Raw genomic sequence first — 20,019 nt, 5'->3', positions numbered from 1 at the left:
CTGTCTGTGTCTTAGCATTTACTTCGCTACGTCTCGCCCCGCTCTCGGTGGGGCTGCCAGCTACTCTTTATGGCTGCCACCTCCCCGCCTGATCAGGAGCGCGACCACGATGAGCGCGGCTCCGGCGACCGCTGCGGCGACCGCGGCGTACATTGCCATATCGCCAGTCGAGGGCATAAAGCCTCCGGTGGTAATGCTAGGGGGTGTGCCGGTGGGCGTGTTGATGAGCGACGCCTCTAGGCTGCCCGTCGACTCGTCCGCGCTGTCGGCACGCAGGGGCGACTCGGCCGTGATGGTGAGCTTGGGCTTGGCGGCGGCCACCTGGCCGACGTCCAGGCCCTCGGCCTTGACCGTCACGGAGCGCGTGCCCTTAAAGGCGGTGTAGCCCTTGGGCGCCTTGAGCTCGCGGACCTCCAGCTTGCCCGAGTCCACGCCCGAGACGGTCACGCGGCCGTCCTCACCCGTGGTGACGGTGGCCTTGCCCTCCGCATCCCACGTGCCGCCGGCCGCCAGCGTACGACCGCGGTCGTCGGCGATGCTCAGGACCGCCCCGGCAAGCGGCTTGTCGCCGTCGCTGCCGCGCTTGGTGAGCGCGAGATCCCAGGTGTAGGCGCACGCGTCGTCGCTCGGCGTGCGGGTGAGGCCGGCGTCGCCCGACTGGTCGGCAAAGGGAGAGCGCGGGTAGCGCAGGTAGACCTCGTTGGGGTTGCCCTTCGCGATGCCGTGGTTGCATGCGCTGTTGAGCGGCGCGTTGTACACGGCGACCACGCGGGCGCCCGCGGTAAAGGCGTCGGCCCCGCCGAGCGCGGCGATCAGGTCGCCGGTGCGCACGGTGAAGGTCTTGCCGTCCGCTGCTACCTTGGTGGCGCACTGGGCCGTGATGTCGGTCCAGCCCTTCGCGGGCTCAGTGCCGGCGCGGCCGTCCTTACCGGCCGAGACGGCGTCGAAGCCGCCGTCCGCACCCGCCGCCACGTACACGCGCATGCTCGCGGCCACCTTGGAGGGGTCGAGCCCCGCGCTCATGGCGTCGACGAACCGCACCGTGTAGGTGTCGTAGGCCTTGAGCCCCGCCGGGACCGTGGCAGAGAGGCGCCAGTACAGGTCGTCGGCGACCGTGGCGTCGGCGGCCTTCTGCCAGGCGGCGGTGCTGTCCTCCAGCACATGCTTGGAGACCTTGGGGGTCGCCGCCTTGGGCTTGACGGTGACGGCGCTGCCGCCGACCAGGGCCATGATCGGCGCGGTGCCGGCCTCGCCCTGGGCGATGGCGTCGTCGTCGGCGACGATGAGCCAGTAGCCGCAGGGCAGTTCGGCCGCCGTGCCCGCATTAAGGGCCACGGACACGGCGCCAGAGCTCTGGAGGAAACGAGCGAGCTGTGCGCTCAGCGCGCTCGTAAGGTGGGAATCGGCGTTGAGCCACTCGGCAGCTTCCTGCGCTGTGGTCTGGGATTTGGGCATGCCGGCACTGTGCAGCACAGGCATTGCGGCGTCGCGCACGTCGTCGCTTGCCCAGGCGAGGTCGGTGGCTATTTTAGCGTCGTTGTCGCCATCGATGACGTTGGCGCTAAAGATCTGGTAGGCGTCGTAGCTGCTCGCCACGGTGCCGCTCACCGTGATGGAACCGGTCGAGGTCGGCGCGGCCTGCGCGGATGCGGGGAACACAACCGCGCAGGTGCCGATCAGGAGGGCAAGCAGCGCAGACAAGATCGGGAAGGAGCAAACTTTCTTATTCACGACGCTCACCTCCCTTCGCATTCGCCTTGCGACGAATGTGCATCCAGGCTGCAGCAGCGCAAAGCACCGCCGCGCCGGCAAAGTACGTCAGAGTGACGCCCGACATACCAGAAAGGGGCAAAGAGGTGGAGTAGGTGTTGGTGAAGGTGGGGCCGTGCTCATTGGGATTGTTACTGTTAAAGACAATGGGCTCCTGGTCGTCGATAGGATTACCGCCAGCGTCCTGGATCTTGGTGTAGGTTACCGTGGTGGCCTTGATTGTTCCGTCTTTTTGGTCCGTCATTGTGACATCAAATCGATAGACCGACTCGTCGTACTTGTAGTTCGTAAACGGCGTGGTCGGCCGCTGTTCGCGAACGTAATAAGTAAAGGTTTTGCTCGCACCGCGACCCGTGGAGTCGGACGCGAGTTTTTCGAGGTCTTTTAGTTCGTACTTAATCTCGTCGAAGCTTAAGGTCTGGGACTTACCAGCGTCGGTCTTGGTCGACTTATTCTGAACGTTCTTCGTGAACTCTTTGTCGGTCGCAAGCTGAAGCGTAAACTCCTTCATCTCGCCGCCCTCAACGACCTTAGTCGCCTTAGGAGTCCAGGAGCCGCTGGAGGTGTACGGAGTGTACTCGTTGGTGAAAGTCGTTGAGCTATCTTTGCAGGCAATTGGATAATAGTCATCGCTCTTCTGCAAGTTGTCCCATGATTTTGTGACACTCCACATCCCAGATGACTTGTCGAGTTCATGCTTGGTCACTTTGACCTTTTCAATCGTGTAGTTATGGATTTTGAGAGCTATCTGTACGTTCGGCTCGTCCTTTTTCGGAGCAGTCATGAGCTCGGTCGGGTTATCCTTGGCGCTTACCACAATCTCATACACAGCGGAGTCGTACGTGATACCGGGTTCAGCGCCGGAATCTTCGACCAAGTAGTATGTGATAGTGGTTGTGTCAGCTGTACCACTCGTTGCGAACTGTTCATCAAGATCAAACGTGATGTTACCGCTTGCGTCATTTTTTGCAGTTCCTACCTCAGTGCAAGCGTCGCGATTGAATTTCCCATTAACGAAAGGATCTTTCGAATCCTTGCGGTAGACCGCAAAGGTGAACTCATTCCCGGTGAGCGTTTTGTTCTCATCAGCCTGCGAATCGATTAGCTTCTTGGTCGCCTTCAGCTTAAGGCTCGGGTAGACGTACGTATCCGCAGGCACGCCTAGGTACAAGTCGCCATTTGACATGATGCCGCCGCCATGGTTCCAGGAATAATTGCCCGTGATAAACGTCTTTGCCTCGTTTCGCGCCTCATTGATCGCCGCGAGGTCTTGAAGGTCTTGAGCATTAACACCCGAGCTCAGGCCGATGCTGTTATATACCTGCACGCCACCGTTAGCGGGGATAGTAATGGCACCTCTAAGCTCTTTACTTCCCGAGTACTTGGCATCACCGCCGCCAAGCATCTTGCCGGTCACTGCCGCGATTGGTTCGCGGTGACCCTCCGCTGCAAGGAAGAAATCGGCGTGACCGTTTTCGCGAAAGTCAGGACTATTGTAGGCGGTAGTATCCTGGTTCTTTTTGTGGACAAGGCCTTCGTAGCCACCAGCGGATAGGTGAGGGGTGCCTTCGTTGCCGCTATTTTTCTCAGAATTATAATCATCTTTTGCTTCATGCTGATCTTTGGCAGACGTATTGCCAAAGATCGCTGTGCCGTAGGTGTTCGTCACCAAGGTCTTGCCCGTCGGGCAAACCGCAACGCCGCCACCGTAGCCACCGGCCTCATTGCTGCTTATATAGGAGTTATAGACAAATAGCCTGCCCGCATTAGATGCGGTATCCGAATCGCCCTGGACAAAGATACCGCCTCCGCCCCAGTCAAAGCGAGACATGCAGGAGTTATTAGTGATATAGACTGGAGTAGATTTTGACGCACCTTCTATCATCGCGTCAACCATCTGGCCCACGCGAATGCCAGCACCCTCGGAACGGTTGCTCACATTTGCGGCAATAGTTCCCCCCGTAATGTTGAGCCATGCCATTGTCTCGCGAGAACTCGCCCCGTGTCGATCGACATCGGTAATGTAAACGCCGCCGCCTGCTTCCTCAGAATAGTTGCCCGTGATCTGGCCGCCCGAAATGGTGACATAAGTACCGTTTCTAGCGGCAAGTCCAGCGCCGCCATGATCGCCATAACCATCATGGCCACAGAAATTGGTATATTTATTGTTAGTGATGTAGCCACCGGAAACAGTGACGCTGCCGTTTTCGGCCATGATGCCGCCGCCGAAACCAGCACCAGAAGGAAGTGTGCTGTTGCCGGAGATTACGCCATTAGTCATGGTGACCGTGGAGTCTTTAGCATACACACCGCCGCCACTAGGAGCACTGTTGCCAGCAATTACGCCACCGGTCAAATTAAGGGTCGAGGCACCACCTTTCTCGTTGGACACCATAATGCCCGCGCCCGCACCCGAGCTAGAAGCGCCACACACGTAGCCGCCGCGCATGTTGACGGTAGAGCCGCCCTCGGCATAGACCAAGCTGCTAACGCTGCCGTCTTGTTTTTGCGTAATCACGCCGCTCACAAGGTTAAACGTGCCGCCCTTGCCGTATTTGTTATACAGATTGATGAGCCTTAGATTTGTTTTGCCGCCGCACGCCACGATGGCGCCCTTGCCCTTAATATCGACGTTATGGCTGACAAGCGTCTCGATTGTCCCTGTACCACTCGGGGTCGATTTGGTCACGTAGTAGGTAAGATCAGACGGAATGTCATTATCGTATTTTAGCTCGACTTTCTTGCCATAATTATCGGGATTCAGGTCCTGCCCCTGATCAGTCAGCCGTTGGACATCGTTAACCGTCTCAGTCACCGGCGCGGAGTCCTTAATTTCGTCCTTAATTGTAAGTGTTGCGCCGCCAGCAACATCGAATAACGGCTTGTCGGTGTTCAAGCACTTGATCTTATTACCGTTTAGATTAAGGGTGATATTGATGGGGTTATCGTCAGTTTGTTCAAGCTTAATCTCATCGCTGCATTCAATATTGTTAACAAGCGTAAAAGTAGCCCGGCCCTCATTATCGCGAAAACTCTTTTCAGAAAGCTTCGAGCTGAGTTCAGCTCCACTACTGATTTCATGAGTCGATCCATTCTCTGCAGCAAGTGCGATCGTGCCCTCGTCGTTAGCATCATCATCCGCAGGCGGCGCGGCGCCCTCGGCCTCCGCGTCATCGGCTGTCGAGTCTGCTGCAACGGTATCCTCGTTCGCCCCATTCTCGACGTCGTCGTTCGCGTCATTCTCGACGTCGCCGTTATTCTGGTTTTCGGCGACTTTGCCCGTGGGATTGTCCGCACGGGCGTCCTTGCTTAAAGTGCCCTCGTCCGCAGCAACCTCCTCGGCAGCAACCTCCTGAGTGCCATTGGCAATGGCCTGCGAGATCGGAGGCATGACGAGCGACAGCACCAAGCTCAAAACGGAGGCTCCGCACAAAACGCCTGCTAGCACACGATGCATCGCTTTATTGCTCTGCTTAGATTTGTCTGAATTTGCTTTCATCGATGTCTCCTCCCCAAGAGACCGCGATCTTGCTCTTTCACTATCAAACGTATCTGCGCAACCTGAAATTGCGCACGCTTAGTGTACATATTGTAACGATTGTTTAGACATCTGAGCAAAATATACCGACATTTTTCTAGCGGATTCTCAATTCTCTTGACATTTGCTCAGATTTACCTTCGTTTATTCGCTATCTATTTTTTGTTTCTACTGGTAATTTAGTTGCCCATCATTTTTTAATGGCATTAGATTTGTTTGCATAAATTTTTGCTCAAGAGCAAACATCCCGCTCACGGTCGAAAATCGACCGTGAGCAGTAGGTCATTAACCGGAAGGAATATCCTACCAAACTGATGAGAATATCTTTAACCCATCGGTGGTTAGAAGCGTAATGTTCAGACAACCATATTTGTATTTGCGCGCAGATTGTAGGCATCAACTCGCCCAAATCGCCTGAGGCCACCGCAAAGGTGCCTGTCCCCTTTGCGGTGGTTCTCCCCCGGCGCTACAGCAGATGCTCCTCGATAAAGATCGCGATGCCGTCTTCGTCGTTGCTCGAGGTTACAAAGTCGGCGGCGGCACGGGTGGCGTCGCTGCCGTTTGCCATGGCCACGCCCACGCCGGCGTCGGCCACCATGCAGGTGTCGTTATCGGCATCGCCAAACACGCAGATGTTCTCGAGCTCCATGCCGCTGAGCTCCGCCACGCGCACAAGGCCGCGCGTCTTAGACACGCGCGGATCCATGAACTCGTAGAGTCGTTGCGTGGTCTGCAGAGCAGCCGCTTTAACGGTGTCGTCGGCAAGCGTCGACGCCCGCTCAATCACCCGCGGCATTACCTCGGGCGCCATGGTAAACATCACCTTGGTCTGCGGCTCGCGCAAAAACTCGGCAAAGTCAACCACCTTGTAGGGCACGCCGTCGACACGCGACAAGTGCTCGACGCACGCATCGCTCTCGGGCACATAGAGCACGCCGTCCCGAGGGCAAACGGGCGTTGCCGGCAGGTCTGCCATGTGCTCGCAAATGCGCGCGATGGTCTCGCCCGGCAGCGGATAGCTCAGCTCGTTGATGTCGTGCGCGCGGTCGATGACCTCGGCGCCACCGCAGCCCACGAGCACGTCCACCAGGCCTTCGATACCCCAGAGCTCGTACATGGCCTCGGTCGCGTGGGCGTCGCGCCCGGTGCACAGGCCAAAGAGCACGCCACGCTCGCGCAAGGCGCGGATCGCCGCCACGGTGCGCGGGGACACCGTGTGCCGGCTCGTGAGCAGCGTGCCGTCGATATCGCAGAGTACGGCTTTAATGTGGCTGAAGGTGGCGTCCATGGGGGCCTTTCTGGGTTGTGCGGCGGTGCTGAATGTGGTCGGAAATGGTGTACATGGTATACCAAGGCGCAGGCGCGGCCCGTCAAAGCAAAAGCCACCACAAAGGAGCCTGGCCCCTTTTGTGGTGGCCGAACCCGAAGGGTGGCCTGGCCCGGGGCGCAAACCATCACAACATTCGACGTTTTTCGGCAAAATCGCGATTTTTATCGAATGTTGTGATGGTTTTTACTGCTTTGCGGCACGATCCAAATGCCGGTGTCCAAACAGCAGCAGTGCCGCGGGAACCGCCGTCACGACCATACCCGCCCCGATGAGCGTCTGCTGCACGCCAAACGTCGCCGCCAGCCACGGGGCAATCGCCAGCGGCGCCACGCCGGCGAACATGTTGCCAAAGCCCATGACCGAGTTGACGCGACCGAGCTGTTCGAGCGGGGCCGTCGTTTGCACGATCGTGTTGTGGAGCGGGTTGACGACGCCCCAGGCCACGCCCAGGGCAATCTGGCCGACAAGGGCTACGCCCACGTACGGCGTTCCCACGTAGAGCAGGCTTCCCAGGCCCACGGACAGAAGCGCCACAAGCAGCGTCTTAAGGTTGACCAGGTGCGGCGGCAAGCGGAGCGCGACCACGGCGCCCAGCACCGCGCCCACGCCGCAGGCAGACGAGAGCCAGCCCATCCACTCGACACCGACGTGCAGGACATCGCGGTAGAAGAACGACTCCAGCGGATCGAAGGCGCCATAGCCAAAGTTCGAAAGGAAAATAATGCAGAACAGCAGGGCGAGGACGCTGTTGGTAAAGACTGTCTTGATGCTGGTCACGAAGGTGACGCGGGTGGATTTATTGGAGTCGGAGCTTTGATTGGCAGTACTTGCCGTTGTGCTGCTATCCGCGGGAGCACTTTCGCGCGCGGCGACGCGACCTGCTTGCGGCCTAAAGCCCCAACCGGCGACGAGCGCCAGTACGGTAAAGATCATCATGAGCAAAAACACCGCGTGTGACGATGCAGCCGCCGCGACAAAGCCGCCCAGCGTGGGGCCGACGATAATGCTCACGTTGGAGGACATGGTGATGGCGGAGTTGATGTCTTTGAGCTCGACGGGGTCGTCGGTGAGATACGCCGGATAGGACGTGGCGACGGGCTGGGCGAATCCTATCACAAAGCCCAGGAGCATCGCGCCGGCAAGGACTGTTCCGGTCGCGCTGCCACAGGCGATAATCGCCGCGCCGGTTGCCAACGTGCCAAAGATACTCGCCCGGAAATGCCGGCACGGACCCCAAGCGTCAAGCGCCGCTCCACCCGCAAAGGATCCCAGGATCACGAAGACGTTCATAAACAGGACGGCCAGCGATGTCGCAACGACCGAAGCGCCGTCCGCATAGGTGAGTGTTCCGATAACACCGATAAAGTAGCTGGTCTGAAAGCCGGTATATATGAGGAAGCGCATTGCCACCAGGTGCTTAGCCTGCGCGGACAACGAAGGGTGAGGTTTTGAGAGAAGAGATACGAGCACGGAGACTCCTCGTTTCATACGAATACGGGCGGTGGACATTCGTCGCCGTCTGTCAAATCAATCTATCCGCATGAAACATTAAGGACGCATCAGGACCCTTCTCTCCGTTTTTCGCCCGTCATGAACTACTTGGTAGATTGTAAGGCATGTCACAAAAATCTACCAAAGCAAAAACCACCACAAAGGTGCCTGGCCCCTCTGTGGTGGAAATGACGTTTGCCCAGATAAAACCTGCCAAAATGAACCTGTCCCTTTTTGGCAGGTTTTAGGCCAGATGGTCTTGGATAAGGTCGCAGATGGCTCGGGCGTCGTTGATGTTGATGGCTCGGGTCGCAAAGCCTGCGTCGAAGGCCTGACGTGCCAGGGCTTCGTTGCAGGCAAGGGCCAGCGTGCGGCCGTCGACCAGGTCGAGCGAGCTCTTGCCGCGCAGACGGTCGACACCGGAGCGCGCGACCACGATGTTGTCGAAGCCCTCGGTCTTGTAGCCCTCGATGATCACCACGTCGACATCGTTGTAACGCGACAGCAGCTCGCGCGCGGGCATCTCGTCCTCCTCGCGCGTGTCGGCGTACTCCGCCCAGCGCGTGGCGCAGATGAGGCCCACGTGCTTGGATCCGGCTTGGTGATGGCGCCAGGTGTCCTTAGCGGGCACGTCGATATCAAAGCCGTGGTGCCCGTGATGCTTGAGCGATCCCACGCGCAGGCCGCGGCGGGTGAGCTCGGCGATAACCTTCTCGACGAGCGTGGTCTTGCCCGAGTTTTGGTAGCCGATAAACGCGATCGCGGGGACGGCCGGTGTCGGAGCTGCGGGCGCGACGGCGACGGGTGCGCTCGCGGGTGCGGCACCGTCAGTGGCCACGGCCTCAACAGCAGCGGCCTGACGCTATGCGCGGTCCCACACGCCCGAGCGGCCGCCCTCCTTGTGCAGCAGGCGCACGTCGACGATCTCCATACCGCGATCAACCGCCTTGCACATGTCATAGATCGTTAGGCACGCGGCACTCGCGCCGGTCAGGGCCTCCATCTCGATACCCGTCTTGCCCGTCACGCCGGCCGTAACCAGTACGTGAAAGCCAACCTGCCCGTCCGCGCGCGCCGGTGCCCAGCCCTCGGGCACGTCCTCGGCCGGCGTCCCCGCCGGAGCGATGGGCGCAATGTCGCACTTGCTCTTGGTAATGAGCAACGGATGGCACATGGGAATGATGTCGCTCGTGCGTTTGATGGCCATGATGCCCGCCACGCGCGCGCAGGCAAGCACGTCGCCCTTTTTGGCGCGGTCCTGCAGCACCATGGCCTGTGTCTCGGGATGCATGAGGATGGTGCCCTCGGCGATGGCGATGCGATGGGTCTCGGCCTTGTCGGACACATCGACCATGCGCACCTCGCCCTTGGCGTCCACGTGCGTCAGCTCGTTGCGACGTGCGTCACGGGAGGGTTCGGTGGCCGCGCTGGAAGTCGGCTGCGCGGACGCGTCGGTGTTGCCAGCATTCGCCGCGGCCGTGACTTTGTGGGCAGACATCGCGGCCCTGCGAGCGGCTTTGGTGGCGTCGGCGTACCTGCTCTTGGCCATATGATCATCCTCCGATTTGGGACATAAATCGTTGCGTGCCCTCAATTATCGCGTGTTCCTGCGGTTTGTGGGCCACGGCATCGCGCCAAATCGAAAGTACCTGTATATCATCACCACGGCGCAGGGCGTCGCGCACCGAATACTCGGCATCGCTAAACAGGCACGGACGCACGTTGCCATCGGCCGTCAGGCGCAGACGGTTGCAATTCGCACAAAAATGGTTGGACATGGCGCTAATGAAGCCAACCGTTCCCGCCGCGCCCGGAAAGCGCCAATAGCGCGCAGGGCCCGCGCCGGCAGGAGCATCGTTGATGTCGAGCGGCTCGAGCTCGCCCAGTCCCGTCGCGGTGGCCCCGGCATTGATGCGCGCCCGCAGCTCGTCACTCGGCACGGTATCGCTCGCGTCCCACAGCTCGGGATTGAGCGCGGGCGCATGCGGGTCCACAGCGCAATGCGAGCTCGTGTGCTCGTCGCCGATGGGCATATATTCGATAAAGCGCAGGTGAATGGGACGGTCGAGCGTGAGCCGCGCGAGGGCCGCCACATCCTGGTTGAGCCGGCGCACAACAACGCAGTTGACCTTAACGGGCTCAAAGCCCCAAGCCAGCGCCGCGTCGATGCCGGCCATGGTCTGCTCGAGCCGACCCAGGCGCGTGATCTTTCCAAAGAGCGTAGGGTCGAGCGTGTCGAGCGAGATGTTGACGCGGTTAAGCCCGGCATCTTTGAGCTGCGGCGCCAGCTTGGGCAGCAGGGCGCCGTTGGTGGTGAGCGAGATGTCCTCGATCTGAGGGATCGCGCGGATGTCGCGAATAAGCGGAATAATACGGCGGCTGACCAGCGGCTCGCCGCCCGTCAGGCGCACGCGGCGAATGCCCTCCCCCGCCACCAAGCGCACAAAGCGGGCGATTTCCTCGGCGCTGAGTAACTCGTCGTGTGCACGGGGCGCCACGCCATCGGCCGGCATGCAGTAAATGCAGCGGAAATTGCACTTGTCGGTAACGGCAATGCGCAGGTAGTTGATATCGCGGCCAAAACCGTCATGCTGCACGTGCCCGTCCACGCAGCCCTCCCCTCACGCGGCGTTTTATTCTTCGAAAAACATAATACCCCACGAGAGAATCATGCCGACACCCGTACGACAGGACAGGTCGCTTCGAACAAGACCGGCTTTCCAAGCCCATCCTCAACACACAAACCTTGACTCTACAATCGTTGTAGGGTTTTCACTACACTGGTACGGAAACAGACCCAGCCAGAAAGCCCCACCTATGGAACACGACCTCACACGCGGCAATGTCCTTAAGACCATCGCGGTCTTTGCCCTGCCCTATATGCTCTCGTACTTTTTGCAGATGCTCTACGGCATGGCCGACCTGTACATGATGGGGCAGTTTAGCGGTGCCGCCGGCATCACCGCCGTGGGCAATGGCGCGCAGACGCTCTATATCATTACCGTGACGCTCGTGGGTCTGGCCATGGGAACGACGGTTATCGTCGGCCACGCCGTGGGCTCGCGCCGCTTCGATCGCGCCGAGACCGTCATCGGCAACACCATCACGCTGTTTATGGGTGTCTCGGTAGTGCTGGCAGCCATCCTGCTCGCACTGTGCCCACAGATCGTGGCACTTATTGGGACGCCAGCCGAGGCAGTCGAAGGAACCGCCGCCTACCTGCGCATCTGCTTTGTCGGCATTCCGTTTATCGCCGCATACAACATCCTCTCGGCCATCTTTCGCGGCCTAGGCGATTCGCGCTCGCCCATGTACGTGATCGGCGTGGCGTGCATCATCAACATCGCGCTCGATTTTCTGTTTATCGGCCACTTGGGGCTCGGCCCCGTGGGTGCGGCACTCGGCACGGTAACCGCCCAGACGGCAAGCGTTGCCCTCGCGCTCGTGTGGCTTAAGAGCCGCCGTACGAACATCCACGTTAAGCGTAGCGACCTGCGTCCCCAGCCCGAGGTGCTCGGCGGCATCCTTAAGATCGGCGTGCCCGTGGCCGTGCAGGACGGCTGCATCCAGGTGGCGTTTATGTTTATCACCGTCATCGCCAACCATCGCGGCCTGGTCGACGCCGCCGCTGTGGGCCTGGTCGAAAAGATGATCAGCTTTTTGTTCATTGTACCGAGTTCCATGGGCGCCACCGTCAGCGCACTCACGGCGCAAAACGCCGGCGCGGGCAAGGGCGACCGTGCGCGTCAGGTGCTCAAAGACGCCATGACTATCTCGGTGGTGTACGGCTGCCTGATCACGGTGCTGATGTGGCTGGTGGCGCCGGCGTTTATTGGCTTTTTTGCCAAGGACGCTGCAGTAGTCGCTGCCGGCACCGGCTATATGCGCAGCTACATTTTCGACGCGATTTTTGCCGGCATCCACATTTGCTTTAGCGGCTTTTTCGCTGCATACGGCAAGAGCTACATCGGCTTTGCGCACAACGTGCTGGCCGTGGCACTCATTCGCGTGCCGGGCGCGTGGCTGCTGTCGAACGCCTATTCCGACACGCTGTTTCCCATGGGCATCGCCTCGCCGTGCGGGTCGATTCTGTCGGCAGTCATCTGTGTTGTCGCGTTTACCGTGCTCAACCGGCGCGGGGCTTTTGACAAGTTAGCAGCGTAGCGGGGCAACGCGAAATCGCCCTCATTGACGACATCATCAGCGACGACCCCGCGACCTACGTGACGCAGATCACGATGCCGGTTTCCCCAACAAAGTAAGAACCGCCCGGAAGGCATCGCGCTTTCGGGCGGTTCTTCAATTTGACTATTGATGCCTTAAGCCTGGGGCACCTCACCGGTAGCCAAGATCTGCTCGAGCGCGTCCTCGTCCAGCACGGGCACACCCAGCTGCTCGGCCTTGGTAAGCTTGGAACCCGCTTTGGGACCGGCAACCAGATAGCTCGTCTTCTTTGATACGCTGCCCGAAACCTTGGCGCCGAGCACCTTGAGCGCCGCGCCCGCCTCGTCGCGCGTGCGGTTGACGAGCGTGCCGGTGAGCACGAAGGTCAGACCCGCGAGCGGCTGTGCGTCGGCGAGCTCGCCTGCCACGCCAGCGTCGGCTGCGGCTTGCGCGTGCGCGGCGTCCAAATCGACCTCGAGCGACAGGCCCGCCTGGCGCAGACGTTCCAGGACGGCAAGGTTCTCGGGCACGGCCAGGAACTGCTTGACGCTCGCCGCAATCTTGGGGCCGATGCCCTCGCACTCGGCAATATCCTCTTCGCTCGCCAAGATAAGCTTGTCAATCGACAGGAATCGCTCGGCGATGACCTCGCCCACGCTCTTGCCCACGTGACGGATGCCCAGGGCAAACAGCACGCGACCGAGCGGCTGACTCTTGGACTTGTTGAGCTCGGCGATGATTTTCTCGGCCGTCTTGAGGCCTACCGGAATGGGGTCGCCCTTCTTAACGCCCTTTCTGCTGTTGGAGCTGGCATAGGTGCGCCCCGTGTCCAGGCCGGCGATGTCGTCGACCGTGAGCTGGTAGAAGTCTGCGACGTCGTGAATCAGGCCGGCGGCGATCATCTTGTCGACGATCTCGTCGCCTAGGCCATCGACGTCCATGCAGCCGCGGCTCACCCAGTGGAGCAGGCGCTCCTTGAGCTGTGCGGGGCAGTCGATGGACACGCAGCGGTAAGCCACCTCGCCATCCTCGTGGACCACGGGGCTGCCGCACACGGGGCAGACCTCGGGCATATGCCAGTCGACCGAATCGGCCGGGCGCTTGTCGAGCACCGGACCCACGACCTCGGGGATAACGTCGCCCGCCTTGTGCACGATGATGGTGTCGCCCTCGCGCACGTTTTTGCGGCGGATCTCGTCGATGTTGTGCAGCGTGGCGCGCGCGATGGTGGAGCCGGCAACCGTCACCGGGTCGAACTCGGCGACCGGCGTGAGCACACCGGTGCGGCCCACCTGGATGCGAATTTCGCGCAGGATGGTCTGCTTTTCCTCGGGCGGAAACTTAAAGGCAATGGCCCAGCGTGGTGCGCGAGCGGTAAAGCCCAGGTCGAGCTGCTGCTGGAAGCTGTCAACCTTTACGACCACGCCGTCGATGTCGTAATCCAGGTCGCCGCGGTGCTCGAGCGCCTGGGCGCAGAACTCGTGGACCTCGGCCGGCGTGGCGCAACGAGCCACGTTGGGGTTGACGCTAAAGCCGGCGCTACGCAACCAGTCCAGAAACTCGCGCTGGCTGTGGACGTGCAGCGGGTCGGTATCGGCGATGGCATAGATAAAGGTGGCCAGGTCGCGGCGCGCCGTGACCTTGGGATCCTTCTGACGCAAGGATCCGGCAGCGGCGTTGCGCGGGTTGGCGAAGGGGTCGCGGCCCTCGGCATCGGCCTCTTCATTCAGACGAACAAAGCTGCCCTTGGGCATGTACACCTCGCCGCGCACTTCGATGGTGCGCTCGCGGTCGGCGCCCATGTGAGCGAGCGCCGGCTCGGACAGGTGCATGGGCACATCCTTGATGGTACGGACATTGAGCGACACGTCCTCGCCCGTGGTGCCGTCACCGCGCGTGGCGGCGCGCACAAAGGTGCCGTTTTGGTAGGTAAGCGCGACGCCCAGACCGTCGATCTTAAGCTCACAGGTATAGGTGACGCTACCGGCGCCGAGCGCATCCTCGGTGCGCTGGAGCCAAGCGTCGAGCTCGTCCAGATCCATGGCATCGTCCATGGAATACATGCGCGCCATGTGCGTGACCGGCGTAAACTGCTCGCTCACGTAGCCGCCCACGCGCTGGGTATAGCTGTCGGGCGTCACCAGGTCGGGGTAGGTAGCCTCGATTTCCTGCAGCTCAACGAGCATTTTGTCAAAGGCGGCGTCCGTGATCTCGGGCGCATCGAGCATGTAGTAGCGGTAAGCATGGTAGTCGAGCTCGTGGCGCAACTCAGCCGCGCGCGCTGCCGCCTGGGCACGGGTATCGGCCGGTGCGGCGGTATCCGTGCTCGCTGGCGTTTCGGTATCGATGTCCACGCCGTCACCAAACAGGCTCGATTGCTCCATAGCGGCACTCCTTCGCTCGATTTCAAACGGATACAAGAGTACCACCGGTCGCAATGGGGCCGAATAGCAGTCTCAAACCGCACCGAATTGGCAGCGACCGGACCAGGGTTGGACAGTTAGTTCAGATTTGTATAATTACGCGCGCCGAATCGAGCTGAAATATCGGCTTTTCGCCCCAATCAATCGTTCTGAACGGCAAATTAGGTTTGCTTCCGTCTTCGAGACACCCATCTCGGCCCGTCTTTCATTTCAAAACCGCTCAAAACACGCCTCTGACCGCACCCGTTATATACAAATCTGAACTAACTGTCCAAGCCCTTCCGAACCATGCCCTTGCCATTTCTAAATGATCCGTTTTCCTCCGTCCCCAACGGATCAATAAGAGAAGAGGGGCTGTCCCGCGCTGGCGGAACAGCCCCTCTGGCTTCGATATGTGCGATACAGCTCGTTAGAAACCCTGACCGTAGCCTTGCCCCTGACCCTGTTGGCCCAGCAGTTCTTCCAGGTACTGGCGCAGTTGCTCGTCGGTAATGCCGCCGTTGCCGGTGTCGGTCGCGCTGTCGTTCTGCTGCTGGTTCTGCAGCTCCTCATCAGAACCCAGCTCGACCGTGACCTTCTTCTCTTCCTTGCCGCGCACGAGCGTAATCTCGACCTTCTCGCCCACCTCGTGGCTGCGCAGCGCGATAATCAGGCCATCGGCGCTCGTAATCTCATCGTCACCCAGCTTGGTGATGACATCGCCCTCTTGGATGCCAGCCTTGGCGGCAGGACCGTCCTCGACGACACTTGCCACATACGCGCCGCTATCGGTGCCGAGATTGTTAGTGCGGGCGTTGAGCGCGTTGACGCTCGAAAGCGTGGCGCCCAGGTACGGATGAACCGGCGTCTTGCCGTCGATGATTTGGTCGGCGATGTTCTTGGCATAGTTGACCGGAATGGCAAAGCCCACGCCCGAGCTGGAGCCCGAGTAGCTCTCGATAAGAGAGTTAATACCCACGAGTTCGCCATTGTCGTTAACGAGCGCGCCGCCGGAGTTGCCCGGGTTGATGGCGGCATCGGTCTGGATCATGTTGGCGTAGATGGTGTTGCCGCTGGTAGAACTCATGGCCGTGGAGCGATACAGCGCCGACACAATGCCCGTGGAGACAGATTGCTCGTTGCCGAACGGCGAGCCGATCGCCATGACCCACTCGCCCACGTTAAGCTTGGAGGAATCACCAATCTCGATCGGCGTGAGCTTGGAGGCGTCAGCATCCTTGAGCTTGATGACGGCCAGGTCGCTCGAGGCGTCGTTGCCCACGAACTCGGCCTCGTAGGTGGTACCGTCGTCCATGGTTACCACGTACTGATCGTAACCATCGACCACATGGTTGTTGGTGAGGATGTGGCCCTCGGTATCGAGCACCACGCCCGAACCGACGCTGCCCGAACCATCCGACTCGTCGGCAGACTGCGAAAGCGATCCATTCTGGCTGCCGCCCGAAGTGGCGGTGATGGAAACGACGGAGGGCAGGGCCTTGGCAGAAACGGCCTCGGCAAGCGTGGTGTCCTCGGAGTCGATCGTAATCTTTTGCGTCGATGAACCCGAAGCACCCGCCGTCACGACATTCTTTCCGCCGCCAATGTTGAGCGTGCCACTCATAATGAGCGCGATGACCAGCAGGGCGCCGCAGGCGCAGCCGGCGAGCGCCGTAATAAAGATCGGCAGCTTTTTGGTCTTGGTCTTGACCACCGTGTGCTTGTTTACAACCTGCTGACCGCCCAGCGGCTGGCCGGTCCGTGTGTCGTAGGCCTGCACGTAGGGAATGTTGCCGTCGGCAGGCGTCGACTCCACCTGCACGCGCGGCTGCTGCTGGGTCTCGCCAGCGTTGCCCGCATCCTGGGGACGCTGGGAATCGTTCTCGCTCATAGCTGCGATCCTTTCGTCTAATAACCAAAGGCCCGCCAAACATGTGGCGGGCCATCATTGTTCACGTTGAGTTGTACCCCAATATGCGGGCGAACGTGTATGAGAACGCAATCTTTAAGGAATGCTTAAGTTCTGCTGCAAACTCGAAAGGGATCCACGCATGCGGCAAAACCACCACGAAGGCGCCTGCCCCCTTTGCGGTGAAAAGCTAGTCCTTAAACAGATAGCCCACGCCGCGGACGGTGGTAATGTGCGCCGCGATCTGCGGGCCCACCTTGGAGCGGATGCGTCGGATGTGCACGTCGACGGTGCGCGTGCCGCCGCAGTACTCAAAGCCCCACACGCGGTGCAGCAGCACTTCGCGGCTGTAGGCACGGTTGGGATGCGTCGCCAAAAAGCTCAGCAGCGAGTACTCCATCAGCGTCAGGTCGATGGGCTCGTCGTCGAGTGTCACCTGGTAGGTAGCCAGGTTAATCTCGAGGTTATCGATGTTGAGCACATCGTCGGCGGCGACGGTCTCCTCCTCGCCCATCAGGCGCTGCGCACGAGCCTTGAGCTCGTTGGGCGTCGCCGTGGGGCATACAAAGTCGGCATGCGCGTGATTGGGCAGGCGCAGGGTGCCGAGCGCCTCGTCGTCGACGATTACCAACATGGGAACGCCGCCGCGGTCGTCGAGCCATTTGGCAATCTGATCGATGCGGTCGCTGCGGATGCCATCGGAATCGAGGATCAGCAGGTCAAAGTCATGCGCCGCAGTCGGCGAATCGGGGGTTGCCAGGCTCACCTCGACACCCAGGGTGGTCGTCAAGCTGCGGGCAAACTCGTGGAAGCGCGTCGTGCGCGCCATGAACAGGGCACTCTTTTCGGACATATCGACCTCCAAGGAAATGAGCTCAATCGTACTGGAACAAGCCGGCGCGATTAGGAGTTCGCCAGGTAGTGCTTGATCTCCCACTCGGTGATCGTGGACTCAAACTTATGCCATTCGTCGCGCTTCTTTTTGAGGAAGAAGCTGTGGATGTGCTCGCCGAGGGCATCCTTCATAAACTGCGAGTCCTCAAACACGTCGAGCGCCTCTTTGAGCGAGCGCGGCAGCGGCGTATAGCCGGCCTCGACCATCTGACGGTCGGTAAGCTTGAGCGTCTCGGCCGTTGCCTCGGGCGGGAGTTCCAGCTTGCGCTCGATGCCGTCCAGACCAGCCGCCAGCGTGACGGCGTTGACCAGGTACGGATTGGCCATGGGATCGGGGCTGCGCAGCTCGATGCGCGTGGACAGCTGCTTGCCGGGCTTGTAGACCGGGATGCGGACCATGCTCGCGCGGTTGCGCAGGCCCCACGTAGCGTACTGTGGCACGGAGTCGCCGCCCGTGGTGATGCGCTTGTACGAGTTGACCGTGGGGTTGGTGATGGCGCTGATCTCGCGCGCGTGTGCCAGAATGCCGGCCATATAGTGCTTGGCGATATCGGAGAGGTGGTACTTCTCGTCGTCCTCGCCCCAAAAGACGTTGTTGCCGTCGTGGTCGAACAGCGACTGATGCAAAAACATGGCGCTGCCGTCCTCGCCCGCCAGCGGCTTGGGCATAAAGGAGGCGTGGCAACCGCTCTCGTAGGCCTGCTGCTTAATGATGAGTTTGGCCGTGGTGATGGCGTCGGACATGCTCAGGGCCTCGGCGTGACGCAAGCTAATGCCGTGCTGCGAGCGGCCGGCGGCGTGGAAGGTGTACTCCACGGGCACGGACATCTTCTCGAGCGTGAGCACCGTATTGCGGCGCAGGTCGCGAGCGGCATCGCTCACCGAAAGGTCGAAGTAGCCCACGTTGTCGAGCGGCTCGGGGGTGTGCTCGTCGGGGAAGTAGTAATACTCCAGCGCGGCACCCACGTTGAGCAGGTAGCCGGCCTTCTCGGCCTTATAGAACATGCGGCGCAGGGCGTCGCGCGGGTCGCCGGCAAACGGCTTGCGATCGGGAGTGCACACATCGCAGAACACGCGGGCGACGCCGTTATGGCTCGGGCGCCACGGCAGGATCTGGAAGGTCGAGGCGTCAGGGAACGCGAGCATGTCGGCTTCCTCGGGCGTGGCAAAGCCCTCGATGGCGGAGCCGTCAAAGCCAATACCCTCCTCAAAAGCGACCTCGAGGTCTTCGGGGCTAATGGCAAAGTTCTTGAGGCGGCCGAGAATGTCGACAAACCACAGACGCACAAAGCGGATGTCACGCTGCTCTACGGAACGGAGTACGTAATCGATGTTCTGCTGGTTCATGTCGCTCCCCTTTCTTTCGGGCGGGTTTCGACTGGTCTATATCGCAGATACTATCGCAGAAAAATGTTTCCGCAGGGTTAAAGCGTATCAAGCGCCCAAAAAACGTGCGCGAACAGGCAGTTACGAACGAGCGGCTAGCGCGAGGTCGAAGCGCGGTGTTCGATGTGGCCGGGAACCTCGATGCGTTCGGGCGCCAGCTTTGCGGCATCGCCCACGGTGGTGGTAACAACGTCGATACGCTCGGAGAGGCGATCGACCACGCGCTCGGCGATGGTGGGGGTGTCCTGCGCGGCCGTGGTGACTCCGCCAAAGAGCACATGGTTCCAGGGACAGTCGTCAAACGTCGCGATCTTGAGCCCCGCCGGCAGCGAGGGACCAAGCTGCGCCAGCGCCTCGGTCAGGCTCAGGAAAACCAGGCCGTTGACGGCAATGAGGCCGAGCTCTTTTCCTGCATAGCCGCGGATGGTCTCGTCCAGGCGGCCGACGCCCGTGGCACCGCCATCGGCCAGGGTGACGACCTCGCCGGAAAGGCCGCGGCGCGAAAGCTCGTCGGTAAAGGCCTCGTCGCGCTCGCGACGGACGGGGCTGTCGTCGCTTGCTTCGGTGAGCAGGCACAGGTGCTCGCTGCCCGCAGCAGCCAAGGCGTCTACCAGGCCGGCGACCAGCTCACGGTTGTTAGATGTCACCAGATCGACACCGCCGTCGGCAACGTCGCGGTCGAGCAGCACAACGGGCAGGCGTCCCGCTGCCGCGACGATCGCCTCGTCGTTACCACCGCAGGTATTGACGACCAGGCCGTCCACGCCAGCGTCGATAAGCCTGGTGAGCGACTCGGCCTCCTTGGCGGGATCGTTGCCGCTAATGGCTGTCATGAGCGAGCAGCCGCGCGCGGCGGCGCTGGCGGAAAGGCCCTCGAGCATGGCGCTAGAGAACGGGTTGGCGATGTCGGCCAAGATCACGCCGATGAGGTTGGTACGCGAGCTGCGCAGATTGCGCGCGGCGGCACGTGGGCGATAGCCGGTACGCTCGATAACCTCCGCAATGCGAGCACGGGTTTCCTCGGTCATTTGCCCGGGGCGGTTATTGAGATAGCGCGAGACCGTGGCCGGGCTCACACCCGCCTCGACGGCAATGTCCTTGATTCTCATCTGCGCCATAGCGCACCCCGTTTCCC

General features: G+C 60.7%; 13 protein-coding genes. 1 reads left to right on the top strand and 12 read right to left on the bottom strand.

Annotated elements, in window-relative coordinates; all coding sequences use genetic code 11:
- Positions 1-60: 60 nt before the first annotated feature.
- The 7 genes from ACTQV3_RS04790 to moaA form a co-directional block, all read right to left on the bottom strand.
- On the bottom strand, positions 61-1,731 hold the full coding sequence (locus tag ACTQV3_RS04790) for a SpaA isopeptide-forming pilin-related protein (RefSeq protein WP_441067995.1): 1,671 nt from the start codon (positions 1,729-1,731) through the stop codon (positions 61-63).
- Positions 1,724-5,269 carry a Spy0128 family protein gene (locus ACTQV3_RS04785; RefSeq protein ID WP_441067993.1) on the bottom strand — a complete coding sequence of 1,182 codons (3,546 nt, stop codon included), beginning with the start codon at positions 5,267-5,269 and terminating at the stop codon, positions 1,724-1,726. The genes ACTQV3_RS04790 and ACTQV3_RS04785 overlap by 8 nt, the downstream gene beginning before the upstream one ends.
- A gap of 505 nt (positions 5,270-5,774) precedes the next feature.
- Positions 5,775-6,596: an HAD family hydrolase gene (locus ACTQV3_RS04780; RefSeq protein WP_441067991.1), complete on the bottom strand. Its 822-nt coding sequence runs from the start codon at positions 6,594-6,596 to the stop codon at positions 5,775-5,777.
- Positions 6,597-6,821: 225 nt separating this feature from the next.
- On the bottom strand, positions 6,822-8,108 hold the full coding sequence (locus ACTQV3_RS04775) for an MFS transporter (RefSeq protein ID WP_441067989.1): 1,287 nt from the start codon (positions 8,106-8,108) through the stop codon (positions 6,822-6,824).
- A 265-nt stretch (positions 8,109-8,373) separates the two neighbouring features.
- A complete protein-coding gene (mobB, locus tag ACTQV3_RS04770; RefSeq protein WP_441535917.1) occupies positions 8,374-8,967 on the bottom strand; it encodes a molybdopterin-guanine dinucleotide biosynthesis protein B in 594 nt (197 codons plus the stop codon).
- Between the two features lie 24 nt (positions 8,968-8,991).
- Positions 8,992-9,678 (bottom strand): cyclic pyranopterin monophosphate synthase, encoded by a 687-nt coding sequence (gene moaC / locus ACTQV3_RS04765; RefSeq protein WP_441535918.1) that lies wholly within the window; start codon positions 9,676-9,678, stop codon positions 8,992-8,994.
- 4 nt (positions 9,679-9,682) lie between these two features.
- Positions 9,683-10,738 carry a GTP 3',8-cyclase MoaA gene (moaA, locus tag ACTQV3_RS04760; protein ID WP_441067985.1) on the bottom strand — a complete coding sequence of 352 codons (1,056 nt, stop codon included), beginning with the start codon at positions 10,736-10,738 and terminating at the stop codon, positions 9,683-9,685.
- A gap of 208 nt (positions 10,739-10,946) precedes the next feature.
- Here moaA and ACTQV3_RS04755 point away from each other — a divergent pair, with 208 nt between their 5' ends.
- On the top strand, positions 10,947-12,293 hold the full coding sequence (locus tag ACTQV3_RS04755) for an MATE family efflux transporter (protein WP_441064107.1): 1,347 nt from the start codon (positions 10,947-10,949) through the stop codon (positions 12,291-12,293).
- Between the two features lie 155 nt (positions 12,294-12,448).
- Here the strand turns inward: ACTQV3_RS04755 and ligA are convergent, their stop codons facing one another.
- The 5 genes from ligA to ACTQV3_RS04730 all read right to left on the bottom strand — a co-directional run bounded on the left by ligA (position 12,449) and on the right by ACTQV3_RS04730 (position 20,002).
- Positions 12,449-14,677 (bottom strand): NAD-dependent DNA ligase LigA, encoded by a 2,229-nt coding sequence (gene ligA, locus ACTQV3_RS04750; RefSeq protein WP_441064105.1) that lies wholly within the window; start codon positions 14,675-14,677, stop codon positions 12,449-12,451.
- 448 nt (positions 14,678-15,125) lie between these two features.
- Positions 15,126-16,586 (bottom strand): S1C family serine protease, encoded by a 1,461-nt coding sequence (locus ACTQV3_RS04745; protein ID WP_441067983.1) that lies wholly within the window; start codon positions 16,584-16,586, stop codon positions 15,126-15,128.
- A gap of 208 nt (positions 16,587-16,794) precedes the next feature.
- Positions 16,795-17,457: a response regulator transcription factor gene (locus ACTQV3_RS04740; protein WP_161145500.1), complete on the bottom strand. Its 663-nt coding sequence runs from the start codon at positions 17,455-17,457 to the stop codon at positions 16,795-16,797.
- A gap of 50 nt (positions 17,458-17,507) precedes the next feature.
- Positions 17,508-18,845 carry a glutamine synthetase family protein gene (locus ACTQV3_RS04735; protein WP_427795045.1) on the bottom strand — a complete coding sequence of 446 codons (1,338 nt, stop codon included), beginning with the start codon at positions 18,843-18,845 and terminating at the stop codon, positions 17,508-17,510.
- Positions 18,846-18,979: 134 nt separating this feature from the next.
- On the bottom strand, positions 18,980-20,002 hold the full coding sequence (locus tag ACTQV3_RS04730) for a LacI family DNA-binding transcriptional regulator (protein WP_441067982.1): 1,023 nt from the start codon (positions 20,000-20,002) through the stop codon (positions 18,980-18,982).
- Positions 20,003-20,019: the final 17 nt, after the last annotated feature.

This window comes from Collinsella sp. LCP19S3_A7, from assembly GCF_052121995.1.
GTDB lineage: Bacteria > Actinomycetota > Coriobacteriia > Coriobacteriales > Coriobacteriaceae > Collinsella.
The sequence above is the reverse complement of the archived record's forward strand: the minus strand, read 5'-3'. Positions and strand labels throughout refer to the sequence as shown.